Below are 24,441 nucleotides of genomic sequence, written 5' to 3' on the forward strand. Positions count from 1 at the left end.
AAATAATCCAATCATCAAGATCAATTAACCACGTTATGACTATTAGAACTTTTCAAAATCATACTCCTAATATACATAAGTCTTCTTATATTGACCAAAGCGCATTGGTGATTGGCCAGGTAGAAATAGGAGCTGATAGTTCAATATGGCCAATGTCAGTTGTTAGGGGAGATATCAACACCATTACAATTGGTGAACGAACTAACATACAAGATGGTTCGATTTTGCATGTTAGTCATGATGGGGAGTTCAGTCCAGGCGGTGCTAGTATGACGATTGGCAGTGACGTTACAGTGGGTCATTCAGTAGTGCTTCATGCGTGTACATTGATGGACTGTTGTTTAATCGGTATTGGTTCTGTGATTCTTGATAAGGCTATCGTGCACAAACATGCGATGGTTGGTGCTGGCTCTCTTGTGACAAATGGAAAAGAACTTGATGGAGGATACTTATGGATGGGAAGGCCTGCTAAAAAAGTACGTAAATTACGTGAGCGAGAAATTGAATACTTATCTTATTCGGCCAACCATTATGTAAAGGTTAAACGAATGCATGAGAGCTCTTAATTTCAACTTTTTGGCCGTAGTAATTTAAATACCGGTTTTGTATCTGGCCTAAAATTTCTCCAAATATAATAAGATTCAGCAGCTTGTTCTATCAGCATCCCAATGCCATCGATGGATAATTTTGCATTCAATTTATTAGACCATTCTATAAATGCCGTAGGCTTATCACTATACGCTAAGTCATAACAAACAGACTCTGTGCTTATAATGGTTTCAGGTACGGCTGGTAGGTTGTTGTCTAAACTTGCAGATGTCGCATTAATAATCACGTCAAATGCTTGAGTGTCAATATCCTTAAAACCACAGCCGTCAATATTGCCTTCACTTGAAAAAGCATTCGCTAAATCAATTGCTTTAGAAATAGTGCGGTTTGCCAGTAAGATTTGTGTCGGAGCTTCTTTTAGTAAGGGTAAAAGAATACCTCGTGTTGCACCGCCAGCGCCGAGGATGAGTATATTTTTATCCCTTATCTGGAGATTAAGATTATTTTTTAAGTCTTTTAGTAATCCAATTCCATCGGTGTTGGCGCCTAGCCAACCAGTGTTTGGGTCGAAACTAATGGTATTAACTGCTTGAGCGGCTTTTGCATATTTATTTAACTGCAGGCACTGTTCATAAGCTTTGACCTTAAATGGAATAGTGACATTTAGGCCTAAACCCCCATCCTTTACAAATTGATTAACAGTCGAGATAAATTTATTTTTATCAGCTTGGATGCGTTGATAATCAATGTTAACGTTTTCCTGCTGCGCAAAAGCAGTATGTATTTGTGGGGATTTACTGTGCTTTATAGGGTTACCAATGACGGCGTACTTATTCATTGGTAGAAAATTATCTAGTACGTAACCAGGTAGCCACGTCTTTAGCGTAGTAAGTTAAGATTGCATCTGCACCAGCACGCTTCATGCCTAATAGTGCTTCTAATACACATGACCTTTCATCTAGCCAACCATTTTGAGCGGCGGCTTTTAACATCGCGTATTCTCCGCTGACGTGATAGACGAATGTAGGAACGCCAAATTCCATTTTTATACGTTGTACGATATCGAGGTAAGGCATACCAGGCTTGACCATGACCAAATCGGCACCTTCATCTAAATCTAGCTGAACCTCTCTTAACGATTCATCGCTATTAGCCGGGTCCATTTGGTAGCTGTATTTGTTCCCACCACTTAAATTTGTTGAGGACCCTATAGCATCACGAAAAGGCCCATAAAAACTTGAGGCATATTTTGCTGCATAGGAGAGGATTTTAGTATTAACGAAGCCATGTGCTTCAAGCTCTGTGCGGATTGCTCCAATCCGTCCATCCATCATATCTGATGGAGCGACAATATCTGCACCGGCTTGTGCGTGAGATAGTGCTTGCTTTACTAATACTTCTACTGTTTCATCGTTAACCACATAACCATTATCATCAATTAAGCCATCCTGTCCGTGAATGGTGAATGGATCTAATGCGACGTCTGTTATCACGCCAAGATCGGGTAGTTCTGATTTGAGCATACGTACCGCACGTTGGGCTAACCCTTCTGGATTGTATGCTTCCTCAGCGCCCAGTGATTTTCTTTCATCTGGTGTCACGGGGAAAAGCGCAATGGCAGGTATCCCAAGTTGGCTTATGTCGGCCGCTTCTTTTAATAACTGGTCTAGACTCACGCGCTCTATCCCAGGCATGGAAGCGACTGCCTCACGCTGGTTATTGCCTTCAATGATAAACATTGGGTATACGAGGTCGGATGCTGTCAATATACTTTCTTGCATTAATGTCCGACTAAATGTGGCTGAACGCATTCGTCGCATTCTGCTATTGGGAAAATAACTCACCAAGTTGTCCTTATAGATTTAACCAATCTTTTGCGTGTAAGAAATTGTCATATAGGTCAGCTTCTGCGCTTCCCTTTTGTGGCTGCCAATTATACTCCCATCGCACCTGTGGGGGCAGCGACATCAAGATCGACTCCGTTCTTCCGCCAGACTGAAGGCCGAATAATGTGCCTCGGTCATAGACTAGGTTAAATTCTACGTATCGACCCCGACGATATAACTGAAATTGTCGCTCGCGCTCTGTAAAAGATAAATCTTTACGCTTTTCTACAATAGGCACGTAAGCTGGGATAAAGTGATCACCAACACTGCGTAGAAAAGAAAAGCTGGTGTCGAAATCTGGTTCATTCAAGTCATCAAAAAATAAACCACCAATACCGCGCGGCTCTTTTCGATGTGGGAGATAGAAATAATCGTCACACCATTTTTTGTATCTAGCATAGGTATCGTTGCCGAAAGGATCGCATGCTTTTTTGGCTGTTCTATGCCAGTGAACAGCGTCTTCCTCAAAACCATAATATGGAGTTAGATCAAACCCGCCACCAAACCACCAAATAGGATCTTTATCTTTAGGGTGGGCAAGAAAAAAACGAACGTTGCAATGGCTAGTCGGGGCATATGGGTTATTTGGATGCAACACTAAAGAAACTCCCGCTGCTTCAAAACTACTCCCTGATAGCTCTGGGCGTTGAGTAGTTGCAGCCTTTGGTAATTGACTGCCACTTACACGGGAAAGATTCACGCCAGCCTGTTCAAAAACAGAACCATTTTTTAAAACACGGCTGCGCCCACCGCCGCCTTCTTCTCTTGTCCATTGATCTTGTGAAAATTTATTTCCGTCTATCTTGGAAAGTGCGTCACATATATCGTCTTGAAGAGATTCTAAGTAACTAAGTACGTCGGATAAAATGGGAACGTTGTGCATAACTTAATTCTACCTACGTAAGATGGTCTTGCTGCATAAATCAATAATAGTACTCGATTTTGCGGTTCCAGGCGTTTGATTCTGATCAATGTAATCGATGCTAGGCCCAAAGACTGCGCGCGCATGATAGATGTCACTACAGATTGGTTGGCCGGCAATATTTGCGCTAGTTGATGCTATGGCTCCAACATAATCACAGATTGACTTAATACCAACATGGTTAGTAATGCGTACAGCAATTTTTCCTGTTTCACCAATTAGCTGCAAAGGAACATGATCATTTGCCGTGACTAGCCATGTAGTAGGTTGCTTAGTCTCTGTGTTTAAGGTGTCTAGCTCTTTATCGCTAACCTGAATATATTTATATAAATGTTGTATAGACGACGCTAGTAAAATAAAACTCTTTTGTAATTCGCGTTGTTTAATTCGGGTTAAGCGTAGTAGTTGTGTTTCTATAGGCAGGCATGCGAGACCAATAACGGTATCTGTTTGGTGTGCAATGACACCATGATTGTTTAGTACAGAAATTGCTTGGTCTTGCGATGAAGAAGTCATCAACAAATATTTGTAAATAGACTAGGAAGATTTTTTCTTTTTAGCAGTCTTGCGCCGAGCTTTACGAACTGGCGCTTTGGCGATCATTTCTTTGCATTGTTCTAACGTCAATGAATCAGGCTCAACGTCTTTCGGTATTTTGGCATTCTTCTTGCCATCTGTGACATAGGGGCCATAGCGCCCATTAAGAACCTGAATACCATCCTCTTCAAATTCTTTAATAAATTTATTTGCATCCTCTTCTTTTTTAATAGCAATAAATTCAAGCGCCTGTTCTAAAGTGATTGTATGGGGGTCTTCACCTTTAATTGAAGCATACTTAGCGCCATACTTAACATATGGCCCAAAACGACCAAAATTGGCAGAGATTTTCTCTCCATCTTCAGTTTCACCTAAGTCGCGTGGTAATTTAAATAATTCTAGCGCATCTTCCATGGTGACAGAATCCATTTTCTGCCCTGGACGCAGACCTGCAAATTTAGGTTTTTCCTCGTCATCCTTGGTGCCAATTTGAACGAAAGGGCCATAGCGACCCATTCGTACACTCATTGGTTTGCCTGATTTTGGGTGTACGCCTAACTCGCGAGCCTCGATGGCTTCTTCACGAGTTACAGATACTTCTTTATCTTTTACTAACTCATCAAACGGATTCCAAAATGATTCCATAACTGGAACCCATTCCTTCTCACCGCGTGAGATTTCATCAAGTTCGTCTTCAAGGCGTGCAGTGAAATCGTAATCGACATATTGAGTAAAGTGCTTCGTTAAAAAACGAGTTACTAATCGACCTATGTCAGTTGGGAAAAAACGTCGACTTTCTATTTCTGCATATTCTCGATTTTGAATAGTCGAAATAATTGAGGCGTAAGTTGAGGGTCGTCCAATACCATATTCTTCTAATGCTTTAACTAAGCTTGCCTCGGTAAAGCGCGGAGGTGGTTCAGTGAAATGTTGCTCACAACGAATCTCTTCTAAATTGATATCGTCACCAACTTCCATTGCAGGTAATAATTTTTCATCGCCAGTATCCGGAGTTTTATCGTCCGCACCCTCTTGATAAACAACCATAAAGCCAGGGTCTTTGATTGAAGAGCCTAAAGCTCGGAAAATATTATCTTCATTACCGCAGTGTAATTCTACCGCAACTGTATTCAAAGTTGCATGAGTCATTTGACTAGCAACAGTTCGCTTCCAAATTAAGTCATATAACTTGTACTGCTCTGCACTTAGAAATTCTTTTATATCTTCAGGCAGGCGCAAAGCAGAAGTAGGTCTAACAGCTTCGTGAGCTTCCTGGGCATTTTTGGATTTTGTTTTATATGTTGGCGGAGTTGCGGGCAGTGAATCCTTGCCATAACGATCACTGATCAATCCACGGATTTCCTCGACGGCTTCTTTAGCTAAAATCACGGAATCAGTACGCATATAAGTGATAAGACCAACCGGACCTGACCCTAAATCAATACCTTCATAAAGTTGCTGTGCAGTGCGCATCGCCTTTTGTGCTGAGAAGCGTAGTTTACGAATAGCTTCTTGTTGCAATGTTGAGGTAATAAAAGGAGCAGTAGGATTTCTACGCCTTTCTTTTTTATCTACTTTGCCAACTGTAAGATTGCCATCAGCGGCTTTAGTTAATGCTTTGTGTGTAGCCTGCGCTAATTTTTCGGTATTAATATCAAATTGGTCAAGCTTATCTTTTTTGTAATGAGTTAGCTTTGCATGGAAAGGTTGCTTTTCTTTTTTACAGTCCGCTTCTATTGTCCAATATTCTTGAGCAACAAATTTTTCAATCTCATCTTCGCGTTCACAAAGTAATCGTAATGCCGGGCTTTGAACACGCCCTGCTGATAAGCCGCGTTTAATTTTTTTCCATAATAAAGGAGATAAATTAAAGCCAACCAAGTAATCTAATGCTCGTCTGGCTTGTTGTGCATAAACTAAATCGTTTGCTAGCTCGCGTGGATTTTCTATGGCATCTTGTACTGCAGATTTTGTGATTTCGTGGAATACAACTCGATGGACCTCTTTCTCATCAAGTAGTCCCCTTTCTTTTAGTAATTCATATAAATGCCACGAAATAGCCTCGCCCTCACGGTCGGGGTCAGTTGCGAGGTATAATGCATCTGATTTTTTTAGTGCCTTACTGATCGCTGTGACATGTTTTTCATTACGCTCAATTAGCTGAAATTTCATTGCGAATTGATTTTCAGGATCGACAGCACCTTCTTTAGGCACGAGATCCCGTACATGTCCGTATGATGCCAACACACTAAAATCTTTGCCTAAGTATTTTTCGATCGTCTTGGCTTTTGCCGGCGACTCTACGATGACTAGGTTCTTACCCATTTTGGAACTACAGATGTAAAAAAGTGACTTGTACTTTTAATGAATGTGAGATGAGGATAAGTCCATAATAACGTCTTCTAACCAGTTATATGGCACATCAGTGCCAGAGAGGTTATATAACACAATTAGACATACCCATCTAAGTTGTTCGATATTTATCTCATCTGCTTCCAAAGCCATAACTCTATCAATAACAAGCTCTCGGCTAGCAGCAGTTAAAATGCCCATTTGCTCCAGCTCCAACAAATACCCTTGACAGTCGGTATCAAGTTTTTTCAGTTCCCAAGGATTATAGACCCTTGTAGAACCTGACACAGGAGACTTAAGCTCTAGGTCATCATTTGAAGTAGGGAGATCGGCTAACCAATTAAAGGCCTTCTCAACATCGCCGTGATCAAAGCCCACTTCTACTAACTCTTCTAATAACGCCTCACGATTAAACATGGCGTCAGCTTCTTCGAAGTAGCTTTCAAACATGTAAGTTAAGACATCAAGAACATTTTCTTTCATTTAATTAAAACCCGTAGCTTAAGCGCGAATATAGTGACCAAAGGCGTCAGATACTACCTGACCGCCGATTTCAAACTCTGTCAGCATGGAGGAAACTTGTTCCGGGGTCAATCCACTTTTTTCAATAATTAACTCAATAGTCATAGGGGTGTACTCCAGGAAGCAGAGTAATTTATCAACTTCGCCTAGTTTGACCTGATGGTTTTTTGTACTAATTTTTGTTGGTGAATTTGAACGATTCATAATCGGTAATTCAGAAAATATATCTCCAATGGAAGTCGTTAGTTTGGCTCCTTGCTGGATAAGGTTATGGCATCCTTTATTAAGAGGGTTATTTACCGGGCCTGGTACTGCAAATACCTCCCGATTCTGCTCAAGCGCCGACTGTGCAGTAATTAAAGAGCCACTTCTCTCAGCAGCTTCAATAACTATTGTGCCTAGACTAAGACCACTTATAATTCTATTACGCTTTGGAAAGTGCTGGGGTAAGGGTTTTACGCCTGGCGGAAACTCTGACAGTAACAGACCTCTAGAAATAATGTTATCCGCTAGTTCTTGATGTTCACTAGGGTAAATTGTATCCAGACCATTAGCCAGTACCGCAACGGTAGTACCACTCTTTACACTTAATGCCCCAAGGTGTGCCTGTTTATCAATACCACGTGCCAATCCACTAATAACGGAGACACCTGATTCCGCAAGTTGTGCTGAAAACTCGTATGCTAAAGACTTGCCTAAAGAACTTGCTTTTCTCCCCCCGACAATGGAGATGAATGACTTTCCATTTAATAACGTTACGTCGCCACTTGCATAAAGAATAGGAGGAGGAATATATATCTGCTTAAGTAACTTTGGATAGTTAGCTTGGGAAGATAAAATAATGTGATTTTTAGGATTTGATTTAAGCCAGTGAATGTCACTGTGGTAGCTTTTAGAGCTAGCACTAATGATGGCCTTCGCCACATGTCTGGGCACATCATTTCCTACGAGCTCTTTATAACAGGAGGAGAATATTATACTTGGGTTAGGAAACTTAGTTAGTAAGTAATTAAAGGTTTTTGGCCCAATGCCAGGTATATGAGACAGTTTTAGCCAGTGTTCTAATTCATTCATGTAAGTTCCTCTAATATTTTAGAGGAACTTAGCTTAGTTGACTTTACCCTTGGAAGAGCTTAACGCACATTCAAACCATGAAATTTTTCAAGGTGATGTAACAATGTCTCCAGTTCTAACAGGGCGATTTGCGTCTAGAATGAATAAGTAGCTTATTCCCTCAAATACACGAAAAACTATAGCATCTGCAGTTTGCTCATTAGGCAATGCAACCATTTCATCTTGTGTCTCTTCAGCATAAGGGTCGACTACAGTATTACCAGCTCTACTGATTGCTAGAACGTGCCCTTTTTCAATACCATGTTGAGTACCAATGTTGGTGACTACTATTTGATATGCGCCAACTTGTGATATTGCGTCATGCAGGTAAATAACGTGGCCATTAACATCTTTATCAGGCTCGCGCGGATACAATGAGCTATCGGCGTCTATGTTATCAACTTCAATGATTCGGTCGCCACGTAAAATTTCTCGCTTTGCATCTGTAAGATAAAGTGAAGCAGGTTCACCTTCTTTAGTTAACTTCCCGTCACCAACATGAATAGCTTCATAGCCTATGAGCTCATTGGTTATTGGGTCATTAAAAGCGCTGCCTGGGCGGTAGACGTTATATACGCTATCTAGTTTTAAATGTCCCGCATCTCTAACATAGACAAGATCATTAGCGCCATAAACCAATCTACCATCTTTAGAGGCAACAATATGAGGTGAAGATTCTAACTCTCCAAGGCTAACAACAAGCGGTCTAGTTAAAAACTGTTCGATAATTTGAATAGGAATAACTTTCTGGGATGCTTCAATTGGCTCCCCGCGCATTACTGGTGAGAGCCGCTCAATACCCGATACTCTATTATCGCCATTAACAGTGATGTAAGGTTTACCTCCTACATAAAATACATTGATAACATCACCCGGGTATATCAGATGTGGGTTCTGTACCTGCGGGTTCATGTACCAAATCTCTGGCCAGTACCATGGTTGATTGAGGAACTGATTAGATAAATCCCACAAGGTGTCACCTTTTTGCACCACGTATTGCTCTGGTGCACTAGCTTTTAAAGTTGCTTGGTTATTTTGAGGTGATGTGGGAAGGTTTTGTACGTCAACATCATCAGCATTATCAACTTCGTAGACGACTGTTGTAGGTTTTTCCTCTTCCATGACTATGGCTTCTTCTACCATTTCTTTGCTGGTATCAGGTTCATTAGGTGTTGTGCTACATCCTGAAGATACAAGCAATAGACCTAGTAAAAGAGGTGATAAAGTATAAATTCTATTAAGATATTTGCGCATTGGACTTTACGATGGTTTAAAATATTAGCGATAGTTAAGATCTGAATTGTAGACCTAAGAAATTTATTTAACAAAGCGAAACTTGTTTAATCAACTTTAATAACTCAATGGCACTGCTTGAAATATTACACTTTCCTGACCCAAGATTAAGGCTTAAAGCACGTCCTGTTACTCAGGTGGACGATCAAGTGCGACAAATGGTGAAGGATATGTTCGAAACTATGTATCAGGCCCCTGGAATCGGTTTGGCAGCCACTCAGGTCAACATTCAACTTGATGTAATTGTTATAGACGTATCTGATGATAAAAATCAGCCCCTATGCCTGATCAACCCTAAAATCCTTGAGTCCGATGGCAGTGAAGAAATGCAGGAGGGATGTCTTTCAGTTCCCGGTTTTTATGAAAATGTGACCCGGGCAGAAAAGGTTAAAATTCAAGCACTTAATGAAAATGGTGAGTCATTTGAGTTAGAGGCGGATGATTTGCTTGCGGTGTGTATCCAGCACGAAATGGACCATCTTCAGGGCAAATTATTTGTTGATTATCTATCGCCATTGAAAAGACAGCGTATTAAGAAAAAACTGGTTAAACTTGAAAAATCAGGCGAACTCTCTAGCACGAAACACAAATCTAACGCTATTTAAGATTTAGCATTTTCCTTTGATTATATATTGACCATGCAAAGTTTACGCATTGCGTATGCCGGAACACCTGAGTTTGCGGTACCTGCGCTTGAGGCAATTATGCATAGTCATCATCAACTGGTAGCAGTAATTACACAGCCAGATCGAAAATCAGGCCGTGGCCGTAAAATCTCAAAAAGTGCTGTTAAACAATCAGTAACTTCACGAAATGTGCGTGTAATTCAACCGGAAAACGTAAATTCTGATGAAGATATAAATGAATTATCAAAGCTAAATTTAGACTTACTAGTGGTGGCGGCATATGGGCAAATTTTTTCTCAAAAGCTGTTGAATTTACCAAAAATGGGATGTTTAAACATACATGCATCCTTGCTTCCTAAGTGGCGTGGGGCTTCTCCCATTCAGCATGCTATCTTGGCTGGCGATAGGGTAAGTGGGATTACAATTATGCAGATGCAGCAGGCTATGGATGCCGGGGAGATATGGCTACAAGCGGAATGCCCCATACTTGATAATGATAATGCTAAAAGTTTGCATGATAAATTGGCCAAACTTGGAGGATCAATCATTCTCGAAGCAATTAATCTAGTGTCACAAAAGGCGACTGAGCCTAAACCACAAGACCCTTTGCTCGTAAGCTATTGTTCAAAACTTAAAAAAAATGATGGTTTAATCGATTGGAGCGAATCCGCGCAACTAATATGGAGAAAAGTTCGAGCATTTCACCCATGGCCAGGCGCATATACTAGATTTAATGGGCGCAGGCTGCGTATAACTAAAGCATATTTAGCTGAACCAATAACCTCAACTAAATCTCTGCCAGGAATGGTATTTGAAGCCAGTAAATCAGGGATAGTTGTAATTACTGGTAAGGGTAATTTGGTCATAACAGAATTAGTTCCTGAGGGTGGTAAACGTGTATCCGCAGCAGATTTCGCGAATTCAAATCAGCTGAAAAATCAAAAGCTTGGTGAAACCATCAATTAGGGCTTCTAACTAGGTATAAGTGTATATTTCAAGACACTGATGTCGAATTTTGGCAAGATAGAACTATCCTGAGCAGGAAAAACAATAATGCGCCTACTCTCTCTACCGAGTTTCCTATTTATTTTCTCAATAGCATTATGCTGCACATCAGCATGGGCAGAAAAAGGTATTCGCGTCAATGACTTATCATCCAGTGTAGTTGATAAAAAAATAAGAGTCGATTGTGAGATCCACTATGGATTAAGCGATAAGGTCAAAGAAGCACTTAGAAACGGTATTGAGATGTCATTTCTTCTGGAGGTTGAGCTTCGTCAGGAAAGCCTCTACTGGCTTGATCCGCTAGTCAATAATCTGTTTAGAGAGTTTCGAGTAAAATATCATGCTCTGTCAAAACAGTTCGTAATGATTGAAATGGGTAGTCACAAGGAGCGGAGCTTTCCTGACCTGTATTCTGCATTTTACTATCAAAGAAAAATTCACAATGCTGAGCTAGCCAGTATTGATTCATTAGATGTAAAACATGAGTATTATATTAGAGCAAGAGCACGACTGCTTTCAGAAAAGCTCCCCTTGCCTCTGCGCATAAAAAGTTATGTATCTTCTAGTTGGCGACCATCAAGTGGATGGACAGTATGGCCAATGTAAGGAAGGTTTTAGTCCGTGAAAGATGGCTGTTAGCCATCATGTTTGCCGCATTAATTGCGGCTATCTTACTAATGGCTGATGCAACACAAAGTGTTGCCTATTTTGGTCGCCTGCATAAGTGGTTGCTTCCAATAAACACAGCGTTGCTGGCTGTGTTTATTGCACTAATCATTTACAACATTGGACGTTTAGTAAGGCGTTTAAGACGACAAGCTCCGGGGGCAAAACTAACATTACGATTAGTATTATTGTTTGTGCTTACTGCTAGCACGCCAGTATTTATAGTATACACCTTCTCTATTTGGCTATTAGAACGCGGCGTTGATAGTTGGTTTGACGTGAAGGTTGAAAATGCATTGCAAGATGCCGTAGATTTAAGTCGTTCCTCACTTGATTTGCATATAAGAACATTACGTCAGCAAGCTGAACCATTAGTATTACAGTTCATAGACGCAGAACCATTTAACGCAACGTTACTAATTAATGACTTACTTGGTAGCACTGGTGCAGCAGAAATTGCATTGTTTGATTCGAATAATCGCATCGTTGCATCTGGTAACGCTGAGCCAAGTGCTGCTGTACCGCAACTCCCCGGCGAAAGTGTTTTGCAACTCGTGTTGCAGGGCGAAAGCTATGTTGCATTAGATCCAACAACCGAAGCGGGATTGCAAATCAGAATGGTTTATCCAGTGCCATCTGACTCTGCGGCAGGTGAAACTAGACTACTTCAATTTTTATATCCTGTATCAGACCGAATAGGAAATTTGGCTGGTAATGTGCAAGCTGCTTTTGGCCAATACAATGAATTAATTTATCTGCGTACACCACTTAAACAAAACTTTATACTTGTGTTAACTCTAGTTCTTGCATTAGGGGCTTTATTTGCTGTATTTGCTGCATTTTATTGGTCGAGGGTATTAGTAGCACCAATACAAGAACTTGCTGAAGGTACTAAAGCAGTTGCTGCGGGTCAGTACCACAAAAAACTTCCAGTGAGACAACAGGATGACTTGGGCATGTTAGTCGCCTCATTTAATAGGATGACTGAGCGACTAACAGTTGCACGCGACACCACTATCATCAACCAACGCATTATTGAAAACCAACACACTTATTTGCAAACCATATTAGAACACTTATCTTCTGGGGTGTTGAGCTTAGATAGTTCTTTTGCACTTAAAACAATTAACGCTGCGGCAAGTGAAATATTTCATATCAATATGAACCAATTTATCGGCAAACAGTTTGTACAAATTGGAACAACACATAGCTTTATGAAAGATTTTTGTACATTAGTTGCAAGTAAAATTAGAGAGTCATCTGAAGAATGGCAATTAGAAATGGAAGTGTTTACACCGCAAGGTAGAAAAACAATCCTATGTAAGACAGTAAAATTGCCGAGCGAAGAAGAGTCGCAACGCGGATGTGTGCTTGTATTTGATGATGTAACTACTCTATTACAAGCACAAAGAGACTCAGCATGGGGAGAGGTTGCTAGACGTCTAGCGCATGAAATTAAGAACCCGCTTACACCTATACAGCTTTCAGCTGAGCGGCTACGTAGAAAATTGTTACCGAACTTAGCCTCTGAACAATCAGAGATAGTAGATCGAGCAACGCATACAATTGTTCAACAAGTGGAATCGATGAAGTCAATGGTTAATGATTTTTCTGACTATGCGCGTATGCCGACTATGGAACCTAAGCCATTGGATTTAAATAGCTTGGTATTTGATACTGTTGAGTTATATAAGGGCGATCAAAAAAATGTAAGTATAAAGTTGGGGTTAGATGCTAACTCACTAAATATACGTGGAGATTCCGTTAGGCTTCGCCAAGTCATCCACAATTTAATTAAAAATGCGATTGAGTCTATGCCTGAAGGCAAAAAATGTATTTTAACTATTAATACATTTCCGTTTGAATTTACTAATGCAAAATATGCTGGAATGGAAATTGCTGACAATGGGCCCGGTTTCCCTAAAGATTTGTTAGGACGTGTATTTGACCCCTATATGACTACTAAGCCAAAGGGAAATGGCTTGGGTTTGGCCATAGTAAAGAAAATTATAGAAGAACATAATGGTGTAATTAGAGCTACCAACCAAAAACAAGGTGGTGCTGCGATTAATATACGTTTTCCCCTGTATGATTATGGTGTAAAGAGAGAGAAAACCAAATTGAGTGTAGAAAATAGGTGAATACTGAAAGAATACTAGTAGTAGACGATGAGCCAGATATTTGTGGTTTGGTCAGTGATATCTTAACTGACGAGGGCTATAGGGTGAGCGCTGCAGAAACGGCAGCCAGTGCACGCCAACAAATAACTCAGTCAGAATATGATTTAGTTTTGTTAGATATTTGGATGCCAGATGAGGATGGAATTACCTTATTAAAAGATTGGAAGGATAATAAAGTATTACATTGCCCAGTAGTGATGATGTCGGGCCATGGCACGGTAGATACAGCTGTAGAAGCAACAAGGCTAGGCGCATATGCTTTTGTTGAAAAACCACTAACCACTGCAAAATTAATTCAAACAATTCGTAAAGCACTTGATAGTAGGGATGTACAGGAAGATGTAAGCGCTATCGCTAGAAATGTGAATAAAAATTACGTCACGCCTGTAGGCTCAAGCGCTGTGATGAAAAAGCTATTCGAAATTTGTGAACGCTGCGCTCAAGTTAATACTAATTTACTTATCTCTGGTGAGGAAGGCGTAGGTCGATATACTATAGCGCGTTACATACATGAAAAAAGTGAGCGTGCTGGCAATCCATTTGTAATGGTAAGTAACGAACAGTTCGATATAAATACGGTAGAAGAATCAAATTGGTCTAAGCTTAAAACTGAATTAATTGATTCAATCAAGCTAGCACAAGATGGGACCATTTTTTTTCAAAATGTTGATCAGATAAACCCTGTGGTACAAAAAAGATTTACAGATTTATTACATCAGTTATCCGCCGTACAGGTATTTAAGCGCTTTAACGTTAAGGTCATTGTATCGATTTTGTCAAACACATCAGCTGCATTAAATGAGCTACAACAGACTTTATCTATGACACGTATTAGTGTTCCGGCATTGAGAAACCATAGTGAGGATATCCCAGAATTAGTTAGCTATATAATTGATAATTTATGTGCCAGTGATAACTATAACTATAGGAAGTGTTCGATTGCGGCTCAAAATGCATTCTTACATTATCAGTGGCCACGCAATATCTCTGAGCTTAAAACTATAATTCAAGAGTTACTAGTGACGGGAGATAATGAAGAAATAAGTGTAGAAGACGTTAAACGGGTATTCTCAAATAGATCGACTGAAACGGAAAACAAGGCTGCTATCGTTGAAAGTTTATTGGATATGCCGCTACGTGAGGCCCGAGAAGCATTTGAAAAGCAATATTTATTGCATCAACTCAAGAGAGTCGAGGGTAGCGTAAGTAAACTTGCAGAATTGGTCGGAATGGAGCGAACTCATCTATATAGAAAATTACGATCATTAGGCATAGGTTCAAAAGATTCCAGTTAACGGTGTTTGTTAGCTGCAATTGAAGTTACAATTCGAGCCAAATTTTACCTCGTAATATAAATGAAGATAATAATTCTAGGCGCGGGTCAAGTAGGTGGATCATTAGCACTAAGTCTGGCTAATGAGTCTAACGATATTACACTGGTCGATAGTAACCCTAAGGTGCTACGAGAAATCCAAGACCGAGCCGACTTGCAGACAATCACGGGACATGCTTCTTACCCAAGTATCTTAGAGCAGGCCGGTGCGCGTGATGCCAATATGATAGTCGCTTTAACCAATAGTGATGAAACCAATATGGTTGCGTGCCAGGTAGCATACACCTTGTTTCACACACCTACTAAAATTGCACGTGTTCGCACGGCAGACTATCTCGACTATAAGGACTTATTTGTACAAGAGGCACTTCCAGTTGATGTATTAATCAGCCCAGAGTTACTTGTATCTAAATATGTGCAAAATTTAATTGAGCATCCAGGAGCTCTACAAGTGTTAAATTTTGCTAATGGAAAAGTTCAGTTGGTAGCGATTAAAGCCAATGCAAACAGCCATATAGTAGGTAAAGCAATTAGTAAGATATTTGATGGCATGAAAACAATGGAGACTTCAATTGTTGCAATGTATCGTGAACAAGAAACGTTGAGCATAGAAGATGACCCTATTATAGAGGTCGGAGATGATTTGTTTTTTGTTGCATCTGGCGCACAGGCAAAAAATGTTACAACTATGCTGCAAGGATTAGACAAGCCTAATCGTAGAGTGCTAATTGCTGGTGGTGGGAATATTGGTTCACAACTAGCACAAATTTTAGAGCCACATTTTCGAGTAAAACTGATAGAGCGTGATGCAGATCGTGCGCGTGTATTATCAGAAACATTAGATAAGACAATTGTTTTATATGGTGATGCAGCTGACGAAGATATGCTAGTTGATGAGAATATTGACAGCGTTGATGTTTTCTGTGCACTAACCAATGATGATGAAGCGAATATTTTGTCAGCTATGCTTGCAAAGCGCTTAGGTGCAAGGAAAACAATGTCGTTAATTAATCGACCTAGTTATGTGGAACTGGTTGAAAGCGGCATGATTGACATTGCCATATCACCTCAACAAGTGACAATTGGTGCTTTGCTTGCACATATACGTCGTGGTGATGTAGTTGCGGTACATTCTTTGCGTAAAGGATCAGCGGAAGCTATCGAAGCAGTGGCTCATGGTGATGCCAACACATCAAAAGTAGTAGGCCGCAAAATATCTGAACTAAAGTTACCTAGAGGTGCTGCAATAGGCGCTATTGTTAGAGAAGAAGAGGTGCTTATCTCTAAGCCAGATTTAATCATTGCATCTGAAGATCACGTCATAATGTTTTTAGCAGATAAAGACAAAGTCAGAGACGTAGAAAAAATGTTTCAGGTCAGTGCAACATTTGTATAAGTAATTAAAGACTAGTATGCAACGTACTGTCATTCAACGTATCTTAGGCCAGCTATTAATGTTGTTTAGCATTACTATGTTGCCACCTTTGTTAGTGGGCATGTATTACGGAGAAGTTGATGTCTACAATAGTTTTGGAAATTCGTTCATAGCAACGTTATTAACTGGCTTTTTACTGTGGTTGCCATATAACAAGCACCATGGTGATTTACGTCTCCGCGATGGATTTATTATTGTGGTTTTATTTTGGACCGTGCTAGGAGCATTTGGATCTTTGCCATTATTGTTGTCTGATGCAATACATATTTCAGTGGTTGATGGGTTGTTTGAATCAATCTCAGGGTTAACAACAACGGGCGCTACGGTGTTAACAGAATTAAATACGCTGCCGTATTCAATACTGTTTTATCGTCAGCAATTACAATGGCTGGGCGGAATGGGAATAATTGTTTTAGCCGTCGCGATACTGCCCATGTTGGGTGTTGGTGGAATGCAGTTATACCGTGCAGAAACTCCAGGCCCTGTTAAAGATAGTAAATTAACCCCACGTATAACAGAGACAGCAAAAGCGCTATGGTATATCTATCTATCGTTGACAGTAGCATGCGCGTTTACTTACTGGGCTGCGGGGATGAGTGTATTTGATGCAATCAGCCATAGCTTTTCAACTATTGCTATTGGTGGGTTTTCAACACACGATCAAAATATTCAATACTTCAACAGTACAGCAATAGAGTGGGTAGCTATCGTTTTTATGCTTGCTTCGGGTGCTAATTTTGGATTGCACTTTATAGTATGGCGTAATCGTTCCATGTTGTATTACTGGCGCGATGCTGAATTTAAAATGTATATCTCTACATTAACACTGGTCAGTGTTGGCACGTTTTTTATTCTTTATATGCACCATGCAAATCCTCAGTGGCTGGCATTAGCCACAAAATCAATTTTTCAAGTAGTGTCGATGGGGACGACAACAGGTTTTACCTCTACTGATTTTTCTGTGTGGCCAACATTATTACCAGTTCTATTAATAATGATTAGCTTTATTGGAGGATGTGCAGGCTCTACTGGTGGTGGTATGAAGGTGATTCGGATACTGCTTCTATTCAAGCAAGGAATGCGTGAAATAATGCGTCTTATACACCCTAATGCTCAATTCGCAGTAAAGCTTGGTAAGAAGCCGGTAGAAAATAGAATCATAGAGGCGGTGTGGGGTTTTTTATCTGCTTATATTGCTGTGTTTATTGTCATGCTGCTATTGTTACTAGCAACAGGTTTAGACCAGGTAACTGCATATTCTGCGGTAGCTGCGACACTTAACAATCTGGGTCCAGGTCTTGGAGAGGTTGCGAATAATTATTCAACAATAAATGATTTTAGTAAAATTGTCTTATGCCTGGGTATGTTATTAGGCCGTCTTGAGATATTCACATTGCTAGTAATATTTACACCAGTATTTTGGCGGCGTTAAATGCCTACTACTAAGGCAGATAAATGGAATAAAATTTATTCTCAACAAGATTGCAAACAGGCAAAAGCCAGTCGCGTTGTTGTTGAAAATGCTTATTTATTACCTGCAAGTGGCAGGGCTTTAGACTTGGCATGCGGTATGGGGGGGAACGCAATTCTGCTAGCACAAAGTAATCTTACAGTTAATGCTTGGGATATATCTTCAACAGCTTTAGATAAATTAAGCAAATATTCGCAAGAAAATAATTTAAATATTGTTACCCGTGAGGTCGATGTAGAGCAACAGCCTCCAGAGAAAAATAGCTATGATGTCGTCGTCGTCTCGCAATTCTTGCATCGGCCAACATTCAAAGCACTATGCGAGTCTCTATATATTGGGGGAATATTATTTTATCAAACCTTCAGTGCAGATAAAGTTGATGATACTGGTCCAACAAATCCAGATTTCTTATTAGCCAAAAACGAATTATTGAATTTTTGTAAAGGGATGCAAGTATTAGTTTATCGTGAAGAGGGTGCGCAAGGCGACAAACAAAAAGGTTGGCGTAATCAGGCAATGATTGTTGCAAAAAAAATGACTTAGCAAGAGGCTTTAATAAGGATAATTGTCATCAGCTGCAGGCCTCTTGAATCTTTTGTAACCCCATATATATTGTTCAGGTGCAGCGCGAATAAATTTTTCAATACATTTATTTAAAGTATCTGTACCCAATGAAATATCGTCGCTATATATTTCATTGGGGGCATCATAATAGTAAGCATTATATTTTAATGGAATTTCGTTGCTTCTTAGGGCATAACAAAATACCACGGGACATTGTAATTTTTTAGCTAACTTGCAAACTAAGGTACTAGTGTAAGCCTTTCTTTTAAAAAAAGCAGAATAAACACCGCCATTACCATCAGGAACCTGATCGGGCAATATCCCTACGCTTCCCCCATTTTTAATATGACGAATCATATGTTTTACATTTAATTCATCAGTACTAATGACAGTGCCGCCAGTACTACCTCGACCTTGGTATGAAAGCAACCCTACCTGTTTAGATTTAGGTGGCGCGTATAAGATGAGTAGATCGCTACTTGAAGCTGTAAGTAAACCTATAAATTCCCATGAGCCGAAATGGGGTGTGACAAAGATGCTACCTTGCGATGAAGCTCGCTTGAGTAAATGCTGATTCTCTATGCTGCCAAGTAAAGAGCTTAATACTTGCTGCGGATGTTTCCATAGCCAAAAACATTCTAGCAGTGTTTTGCCGTTCTCTTCTAAGGAATTTCTTAATAATTTTTCTTTATCTTTTGCGCTGAGGTTAGGGAAACATATGCCAATATTTACTTGTGCAATATGTTTATTTCTATTCTTAAAGATGAAAAGTAAATAACCTAATAGTTTGCCTATGCGATGGTGGGTGCTGAGAGAAAATAAAGATAATAAGCGTAAGCTTAATTTGGTTAGTATAGTACTCAAAGCTTCAGTATATTTAGAATTTTAATTGGTCGCTTGATCGCTAGTATTATTTTTGCTGATTAGTGGTCGCATTGCAGATAACAAACTTTTATATACGCCAGGATTGTTTTTCTCTTCGTTATTTAACAACTGTTTAAAATAAAAACGCTGCGTTGGCATATCAAAACATGCTGGGCAGTTTTCTGTTATCACAGGCAATTTTGCTTCGTGAGCAAACGCTTTGGTCTGTCGTTCGCGAGCATAGACTAATGGACGGATCACCCGCAAATCTCCAGCATCAATAATATAGTTTGCTTTCATTGTATTTAGTTTGCCACCATGAAAAGCAGACATTAAAAAACTTTCTGCAAGATCATCTAAATGTTGTGCAAGCGCGATTACATTGTAGTTTTCATTTCTAGCAGTGCTGTAAATAATGCCGCGCTTCATACGAGAGCAGAATGAACAAAAAGATTTATTGTCCATATGTTTGTCAGCTAAATCTAAAATAGGCTCCGATCGATAAAAATATGGCACTCTCAATAATTTTAAATATGCTTTTAGTGGCGAGGGATCAAATGCTTCTGATTGAGGGTCAACAGTGATCACGCCAACATCAAAAGAAATCGGTGCATGACTTTTCAGATGTAATAAAATATGTAAAAGACTTAATGAATCTTTCCCGCCAGAAAGCCCAAGCAGTACACGGTCATTAGGCTGGATCATTTCATAATCAGCGATAGCTTTGCCGGCTAGGTGTAATAGTGATTTAGGTGGTTTTGTATATTGCATGCAATTAACTCAAAAACTGAATGACACAAATGTTAACACTTTATCCTGAGATATCCTCGAACAAGGAATTTTATCTAACAGTATCTGGCGGCCATGAATTATGGGTTGCTGAATACGGCAATCCTTATGGTATTCCAGCCGTTTTTCTACACGGTGGTCCTGGAGCGGGTTGTGAAAGTTACCATCCAAGGTTCTTTGATCCAGAAAAATACCGAATTATACTTTTCGATCAACGTGGGTCAGGAAGGTCTAAGCCACATGCAAGTTTGCAGGAAAATACAACCCAGCACTTAATTTCGGATATTGAAACCATACGACGCGAATTGAATATACAAAATTGGGTGGTTTTTGGCGGGTCCTGGGGTTCTACTTTAGGCCTCGCTTATGCACAGACACACACGAATAGAATACTGGGGTTAGTGCTTCGTGGAATTTTCCTGTGCCGTCCTGATGATATTCGTTGGTTCTACCAGCATGGCGCAAGCGAGATGTTTCCTGAATATTGGCACGATTACGAAGCCATCATACCTAAACAAGAGCGTAGTAATATGGTGCAAGCTTATTACCGTAAATTAGTTAGTGAGGATAAACAAGAGCGGCTTAAAGCGGCACGTGAATGGTCAATTTGGGAGGGCCGTACTTCTACTCTGCATCCAAAGAAGAGCGTAACTGATCATTTCGCTAGTGGTGATGTTGCGTTAAGTCTTGCAAGAATTGAGTGTCATTATTTTATGAATAACTCTTATTTAGAGCAGGATCAATTGCTTCGAAATGCACCATCATTACGCAATATCCCTGGTTATATTATCCATGGCCGATATGATGTGGTTTGCCCAATTAATCAAGCATATGCTCTTCACCAAGCTTGGCCTGAGGCAAATTACTATATAGCCCCAACCAGTGGACATTCAGCAAGTGAGCCAGAAATCGTCAGCGCTTTAATTGAAGCCACCAATCAGCTAGCCGACAAATATTCATGATAGGGCTAATACAGCGGGTTTCAGCTGGACAAGTGCTGATTAATGACCAGTGTATAGCAAAAATTCAGCGTGGGATTGTTGCTTTGGTGGCAGTGCAGCGTGGAGATACTGATGATAAGGGCAAGCGTTTGTTAGAGCGAATCTTAAATTACCGAATATTCCCGGATAATGCTGATAAGATGAATCTTAGCTTGTTGGATATTGATGGCGGGTTAATCATCGTTCCACAATTTACCCTGGTAGCCGATACTGCACGTGGAAACAGGCCCAGCTTTGGTAAAAATGTATCTGCTGAAGAGGGGAAAAAGCAATTTGAACAACTAATTGGCCATGCGAAAACTGAATATAGCTTGGCTCAACAAGGTGTTTTTGGTGCAGATATGCAAGTGACGTTGACTAATGATGGTCCAGTGACCTTCTGGCTTGAGGTATAATTTAGCACTACAATCACATTCCTAATAAAACTGTAATCACATATTGAATTGCTATGGCCTCACGTGCAGCAAAAATTGAACGAAATACTTTAGAAACCCAGATCTCTGTGGAGTTAAAAATAGATGGTAGTGGGAAAGCTGATCTTGATAGCGGAATTCCTTTTCTAGATCATATGCTTGATCAAGTCGTGCGTCACGGGCAGTTTGATATCTCTTTAAAAGCGAAAGGCGACCTTCACATTGATGCACACCATACCGTTGAAGATGCTGGTATCACATTAGGCCAGGCATTTAGTAAAGCCATGGGAGATAAAAAAGGTGTGCGTCGATACGGACATGCTTATGTGCCATTGGATGAAGCGCTATCACGGGTGGTCGTTGATTTCTCAGGCCGTCCTGGGCTTGAGTACCACGTAGATTATCCGCGTGCTCGCATTGGGGATTTTGATGTGGACTTGGTGATCGAATTCTTACAAGGATTTGTCAATCACGCCCAGGTAACTATGCATGTTGACAACTTGCGCGGTTGTAACGCGCATCATATTGCCGAAACCATTTTTAAAGCACTTGGAAGAGCTTTACGTATTGCGTGTGAAATGGATCCACGAATGACTGATCAACTACCTTCTACTAAGGGAGCCCTGTAACTAGTCTAGAGAATAGAGCAAAAATTACAGCTCTATATTAGCCGTTATATTTGCATCATGGAAAAAGTAGCCATTGTAGATTATGGAATGAGTAATTTGCATTCTGTATTTAGCGCACTTACTAAAGTATCGAACAATAAATTTGATATTCAAATCAGCAAAGATCCTACTGTCATCAATAATAGTGATCGCGTGGTATTCCCTGGACAAGGAGCTGCCGCTGACTGTATGCATCAAATAAATGCGTGTGGTTTGGCTGAATCTATTAAAAAGGCGGCTGAAGAAAAACCTTTCTTAGGAATATGTATGGGTATGCAAGTATTACTAGATCGAAGTCAAGAAAATGATGGCACTGAGTGTCTTGGTTTGCTCAAAGGTACAGTTGAATCATTTTCTGAGACATTAAAACCATCTGCTGAGAATACCTATAAAATTCCTCATATGGGATGGAATACTATCGAGCAGCAATATGACCATCCTATATGGTCTGGCATTGAGCAGAACAGTTACTTTTATTTTGTCCATAGCTATTACATTAGCTTGGCTGATCAAGGCCAGTCTGCTGGCATGACAGACTATGGAATTAAATTTTCATCGGTACTTGCAGATGGTAAGGTGTTTGCTATGCAATGCCACCCTGAAAAAAGTGCTGATAATGGCTTACAATTACTAACCAACTTCCTAAATTGGAACGGCAATTAAACAGAGTTAATAACAGACATGATTATTATTCCTGCGATCGACATTAAAGAAGGCCGCTGCGTACGTTTACGCCAGGGCCGAATGGATGACGAAACAATATTTGATGAAGACCCAGTGGCTGTTGCTGAGCGTTGGATAGAAGCAGGCGCCCAACGATTGCACTTGGTTGATTTGGATGGCGCCGTCAGTGGCGCACCACGTAATTTTGACATTATTAAAGCGATTACATCAAACCATCCTGATATCCCAATTCAAGTTGGTGGTGGAATACGCGATGAAGATACTGTGCAGGAGTATTTAGAGGCTGGCGTGCAATACGTCATCATTGGCACGCGTGCCGTAACCGCACCTCACTTTGTTAATGATCTGTGTTTAGAATTCCCAAACCATATCATAGTTGGACTAGATGCAAAAAATGGAAAGGTGGCCATTGATGGCTGGTCGAAACTATCCCATCATGATGTTGTTGACTTAGCTCAGCACTTTGAAGCTGATGGTGTTGCCGCGATTGTATTCACGGATGTTAGCCGCGATGGCATGATGCAAGGATTAAACGTTGATTCAACTGTCGAACTTGCTGAGGCAATTCATATACCCGTCATCGCATCAGGTGGTGTCACGAATATCGATGATATTAAGAAGCTATGCGCAACTGATGAAGAAGGTATTATTGGTGCCATTGTTGGACGCGCACTATATGAAGGAACAATCGATCTTACAGAAGCGCAAGAAATTGCTAACAAACGCATGACATAAGCAAATTATGTCACTCGCAAAACGTATTATCCCCTGCCTCGATGTAGATGCTGGTCGTGTTGTTAAAGGTGTCAAGTTTGTCGATATTCGTGATGCGGGTGATCCGGTAGAAATTGCCAAGCGCTATAATGCAGAAGGCGCGGATGAAATAACATTTCTAGATATTACCGCCAGTTCTGATGAAAGAGACACAATTGAATATGTAGTTGAAAAGGTTGCTTCACAAGTATTTATTCCCCTAACTGTTGGAGGGGGTATTCGTAGCGTAGAAGATATTCGTAGAATGCTGAATGCCGGTGCTGATAAAGTGGGTATCAATACTGCCGCAGTCCATAATCCAGAATTTGTGCAGGAAGCATCTGAGAAAGTTGGTTCTCAATGCATAGTAGTCTCAATCGATGCAAAAAAAGTATCTTCTGGTGATGATCCAGCTAAATGGGAAATATTCACCCATGGTGGACGTAAGGGTACAGGTATAGATGCAATAGAATGGGCGATAAAAATGTCCTCCTATGGTGCCGGTGAACTTCTATTAACCAGTATGGACCGAGACGGCACGAAATCAGGCTTTGACCTGGAGCTGACAAAAAAAATTAGCCAGTCTGTGCCTATCCCAGTAATCGCCTCGGGTGGTGTTGGTACCCTACAACACCTATGTGACGGTGTATCAATTGGTTGCGCTGATGCGGTATTGGCTGCAAGCATCTTCCATTTTGGAGAATATTCGATCAGCCAAGCAAAAGACCATATGCGAAAACAAGGTATTACCGTTCGAGGATAAACTTTCTCACCTCCATACCCTCTGAAGCATTGAGTTGAGTGGGTGTGATATC

General features: G+C 40.4%; 25 protein-coding genes. 15 read left to right on the forward strand and 10 right to left on the reverse strand.

What is annotated here, in order from left to right:
* Nucleotides 1-35 precede the first annotated feature (35 nt).
* The gene (locus tag R8G33_09900) at nt 36-566 is read left to right on the forward strand and encodes a gamma carbonic anhydrase family protein (protein ID MDW3095973.1); all 531 of its coding nucleotides are present in this window, start codon (nt 36-38) and stop codon (nt 564-566) included.
* 2 nt (nt 567-568) lie between these two features.
* Here the strand turns inward: R8G33_09900 and aroE are convergent, their stop codons facing one another.
* The 8 genes from aroE to R8G33_09940 form a co-directional block, all read right to left on the reverse strand.
* Nucleotides 569-1,387 carry a shikimate dehydrogenase gene (aroE, locus tag R8G33_09905; GenBank protein MDW3095974.1) on the reverse strand — a complete coding sequence of 273 codons (819 nt, stop codon included), beginning with the start codon at nt 1,385-1,387 and terminating at the stop codon, nt 569-571.
* A gap of 10 nt (nt 1,388-1,397) precedes the next feature.
* Nucleotides 1,398-2,393 (reverse strand): porphobilinogen synthase, encoded by a 996-nt coding sequence (gene hemB / locus R8G33_09910; protein MDW3095975.1) that lies wholly within the window; start codon nt 2,391-2,393, stop codon nt 1,398-1,400.
* Between the two features lie 10 nt (nt 2,394-2,403).
* Nucleotides 2,404-3,318, reverse strand: coding sequence for an oxygen-dependent coproporphyrinogen oxidase (gene hemF / locus R8G33_09915; protein MDW3095976.1), 915 nt, complete (start codon nt 3,316-3,318; stop codon nt 2,404-2,406).
* A 9-nt stretch (nt 3,319-3,327) separates the two neighbouring features.
* On the reverse strand, nt 3,328-3,873 hold the full coding sequence (locus tag R8G33_09920) for an L-threonylcarbamoyladenylate synthase (GenBank protein ID MDW3095977.1): 546 nt from the start codon (nt 3,871-3,873) through the stop codon (nt 3,328-3,330).
* A 21-nt stretch (nt 3,874-3,894) separates the two neighbouring features.
* Entirely contained in the window at nt 3,895-6,219 is a 2,325-nt protein-coding gene (locus tag R8G33_09925; protein ID MDW3095978.1) for a DNA topoisomerase I, read from the reverse strand.
* Nucleotides 6,220-6,255: 36 nt separating this feature from the next.
* Nucleotides 6,256-6,729, reverse strand: coding sequence for a DUF494 domain-containing protein (locus R8G33_09930; protein MDW3095979.1), 474 nt, complete (start codon nt 6,727-6,729; stop codon nt 6,256-6,258).
* Between the two features lie 18 nt (nt 6,730-6,747).
* Entirely contained in the window at nt 6,748-7,692 is a 945-nt protein-coding gene (dprA, locus tag R8G33_09935) for a DNA-processing protein DprA (protein MDW3095980.1), read from the reverse strand.
* Nucleotides 7,693-7,929: 237 nt separating this feature from the next.
* On the reverse strand, nt 7,930-9,135 hold the full coding sequence (locus tag R8G33_09940; GenBank protein ID MDW3095981.1) for a LysM peptidoglycan-binding domain-containing protein: 1,206 nt from the start codon (nt 9,133-9,135) through the stop codon (nt 7,930-7,932).
* Nucleotides 9,136-9,242: 107 nt separating this feature from the next.
* Here R8G33_09940 and def point away from each other — a divergent pair, with 107 nt between their 5' ends.
* The 8 genes from def to R8G33_09980 all read left to right on the forward strand — a co-directional run bounded on the left by def (nt 9,243) and on the right by R8G33_09980 (nt 18,433).
* Nucleotides 9,243-9,779: a peptide deformylase gene (def, locus tag R8G33_09945; protein ID MDW3095982.1), complete on the forward strand. Its 537-nt coding sequence runs from the start codon at nt 9,243-9,245 to the stop codon at nt 9,777-9,779.
* A gap of 33 nt (nt 9,780-9,812) precedes the next feature.
* A complete protein-coding gene (gene fmt / locus R8G33_09950; protein ID MDW3095983.1) occupies nt 9,813-10,766 on the forward strand; it encodes a methionyl-tRNA formyltransferase in 954 nt (317 codons plus the stop codon).
* 87 nt (nt 10,767-10,853) lie between these two features.
* Entirely contained in the window at nt 10,854-11,411 is a 558-nt protein-coding gene (locus R8G33_09955) for a DUF4390 domain-containing protein (protein ID MDW3095984.1), read from the forward strand.
* Complete coding sequence (locus R8G33_09960) at nt 11,399-13,612, forward strand: ATP-binding protein (GenBank protein MDW3095985.1); 2,214 nt, start codon at nt 11,399-11,401, stop codon at nt 13,610-13,612. The genes R8G33_09955 and R8G33_09960 overlap by 13 nt, the downstream gene beginning before the upstream one ends.
* Entirely contained in the window at nt 13,609-14,946 is a 1,338-nt protein-coding gene (locus R8G33_09965) for a sigma-54 dependent transcriptional regulator (GenBank protein ID MDW3095986.1), read from the forward strand. Before R8G33_09960 ends, R8G33_09965 begins: the two co-directional genes overlap by 4 nt.
* A 60-nt stretch (nt 14,947-15,006) precedes the next feature.
* Nucleotides 15,007-16,380, forward strand: a complete 1,374-nt coding sequence (gene trkA / locus R8G33_09970) for a Trk system potassium transporter TrkA (GenBank protein ID MDW3095987.1) — start codon at nt 15,007-15,009, stop codon at nt 16,378-16,380.
* A gap of 16 nt (nt 16,381-16,396) precedes the next feature.
* Entirely contained in the window at nt 16,397-17,851 is a 1,455-nt protein-coding gene (locus R8G33_09975; GenBank protein MDW3095988.1) for a TrkH family potassium uptake protein, read from the forward strand.
* The gene (locus tag R8G33_09980) at nt 17,852-18,433 is read left to right on the forward strand and encodes a class I SAM-dependent methyltransferase (protein ID MDW3095989.1); all 582 of its coding nucleotides are present in this window, start codon (nt 17,852-17,854) and stop codon (nt 18,431-18,433) included.
* A 9-nt stretch (nt 18,434-18,442) separates the two neighbouring features.
* On the opposite strand, the gene R8G33_09985 is transcribed toward R8G33_09980, so the two are convergent.
* Complete coding sequence (locus tag R8G33_09985; protein MDW3095990.1) at nt 18,443-19,318, reverse strand: lysophospholipid acyltransferase family protein; 876 nt, start codon at nt 19,316-19,318, stop codon at nt 18,443-18,445.
* Between the two features lie 21 nt (nt 19,319-19,339).
* Nucleotides 19,340-20,089, reverse strand: coding sequence for an ATP-binding protein (locus R8G33_09990; protein MDW3095991.1), 750 nt, complete (start codon nt 20,087-20,089; stop codon nt 19,340-19,342).
* A gap of 29 nt (nt 20,090-20,118) precedes the next feature.
* Between R8G33_09990 and pip the strand changes: the two genes are divergently transcribed.
* The 6 genes from pip to hisF are packed head-to-tail and all read left to right on the forward strand — an operon-like array spanning nt 20,119 to nt 24,389.
* Entirely contained in the window at nt 20,119-21,069 is a 951-nt protein-coding gene (gene pip, locus R8G33_09995) for a prolyl aminopeptidase (protein ID MDW3095992.1), read from the forward strand.
* Nucleotides 21,066-21,503, forward strand: coding sequence for a D-aminoacyl-tRNA deacylase (dtd, locus tag R8G33_10000; protein MDW3095993.1), 438 nt, complete (start codon nt 21,066-21,068; stop codon nt 21,501-21,503). Before pip ends, dtd begins: the two co-directional genes overlap by 4 nt.
* 53 nt (nt 21,504-21,556) lie before the next feature.
* Nucleotides 21,557-22,150, forward strand: a complete 594-nt coding sequence (gene hisB / locus R8G33_10005) for an imidazoleglycerol-phosphate dehydratase HisB (GenBank protein ID MDW3095994.1) — start codon at nt 21,557-21,559, stop codon at nt 22,148-22,150.
* Nucleotides 22,151-22,207: 57 nt separating this feature from the next.
* On the forward strand, nt 22,208-22,852 hold the full coding sequence (gene hisH, locus R8G33_10010) for an imidazole glycerol phosphate synthase subunit HisH (GenBank protein ID MDW3095995.1): 645 nt from the start codon (nt 22,208-22,210) through the stop codon (nt 22,850-22,852).
* Nucleotides 22,853-22,870: 18 nt separating this feature from the next.
* Nucleotides 22,871-23,608 carry a 1-(5-phosphoribosyl)-5-[(5-phosphoribosylamino)methylideneamino]imidazole-4-carboxamide isomerase gene (gene hisA / locus R8G33_10015; GenBank protein MDW3095996.1) on the forward strand — a complete coding sequence of 246 codons (738 nt, stop codon included), beginning with the start codon at nt 22,871-22,873 and terminating at the stop codon, nt 23,606-23,608.
* A gap of 7 nt (nt 23,609-23,615) precedes the next feature.
* Nucleotides 23,616-24,389 carry an imidazole glycerol phosphate synthase subunit HisF gene (gene hisF / locus R8G33_10020; protein MDW3095997.1) on the forward strand — a complete coding sequence of 258 codons (774 nt, stop codon included), beginning with the start codon at nt 23,616-23,618 and terminating at the stop codon, nt 24,387-24,389.
* Nucleotides 24,390-24,441: the final 52 nt, after the last annotated feature.

It is taken from the genome of Gammaproteobacteria bacterium (genome assembly GCA_033344735.1).
Classification (GTDB): Bacteria; Pseudomonadota; Gammaproteobacteria; order UBA4575; family UBA4575; genus UBA1858.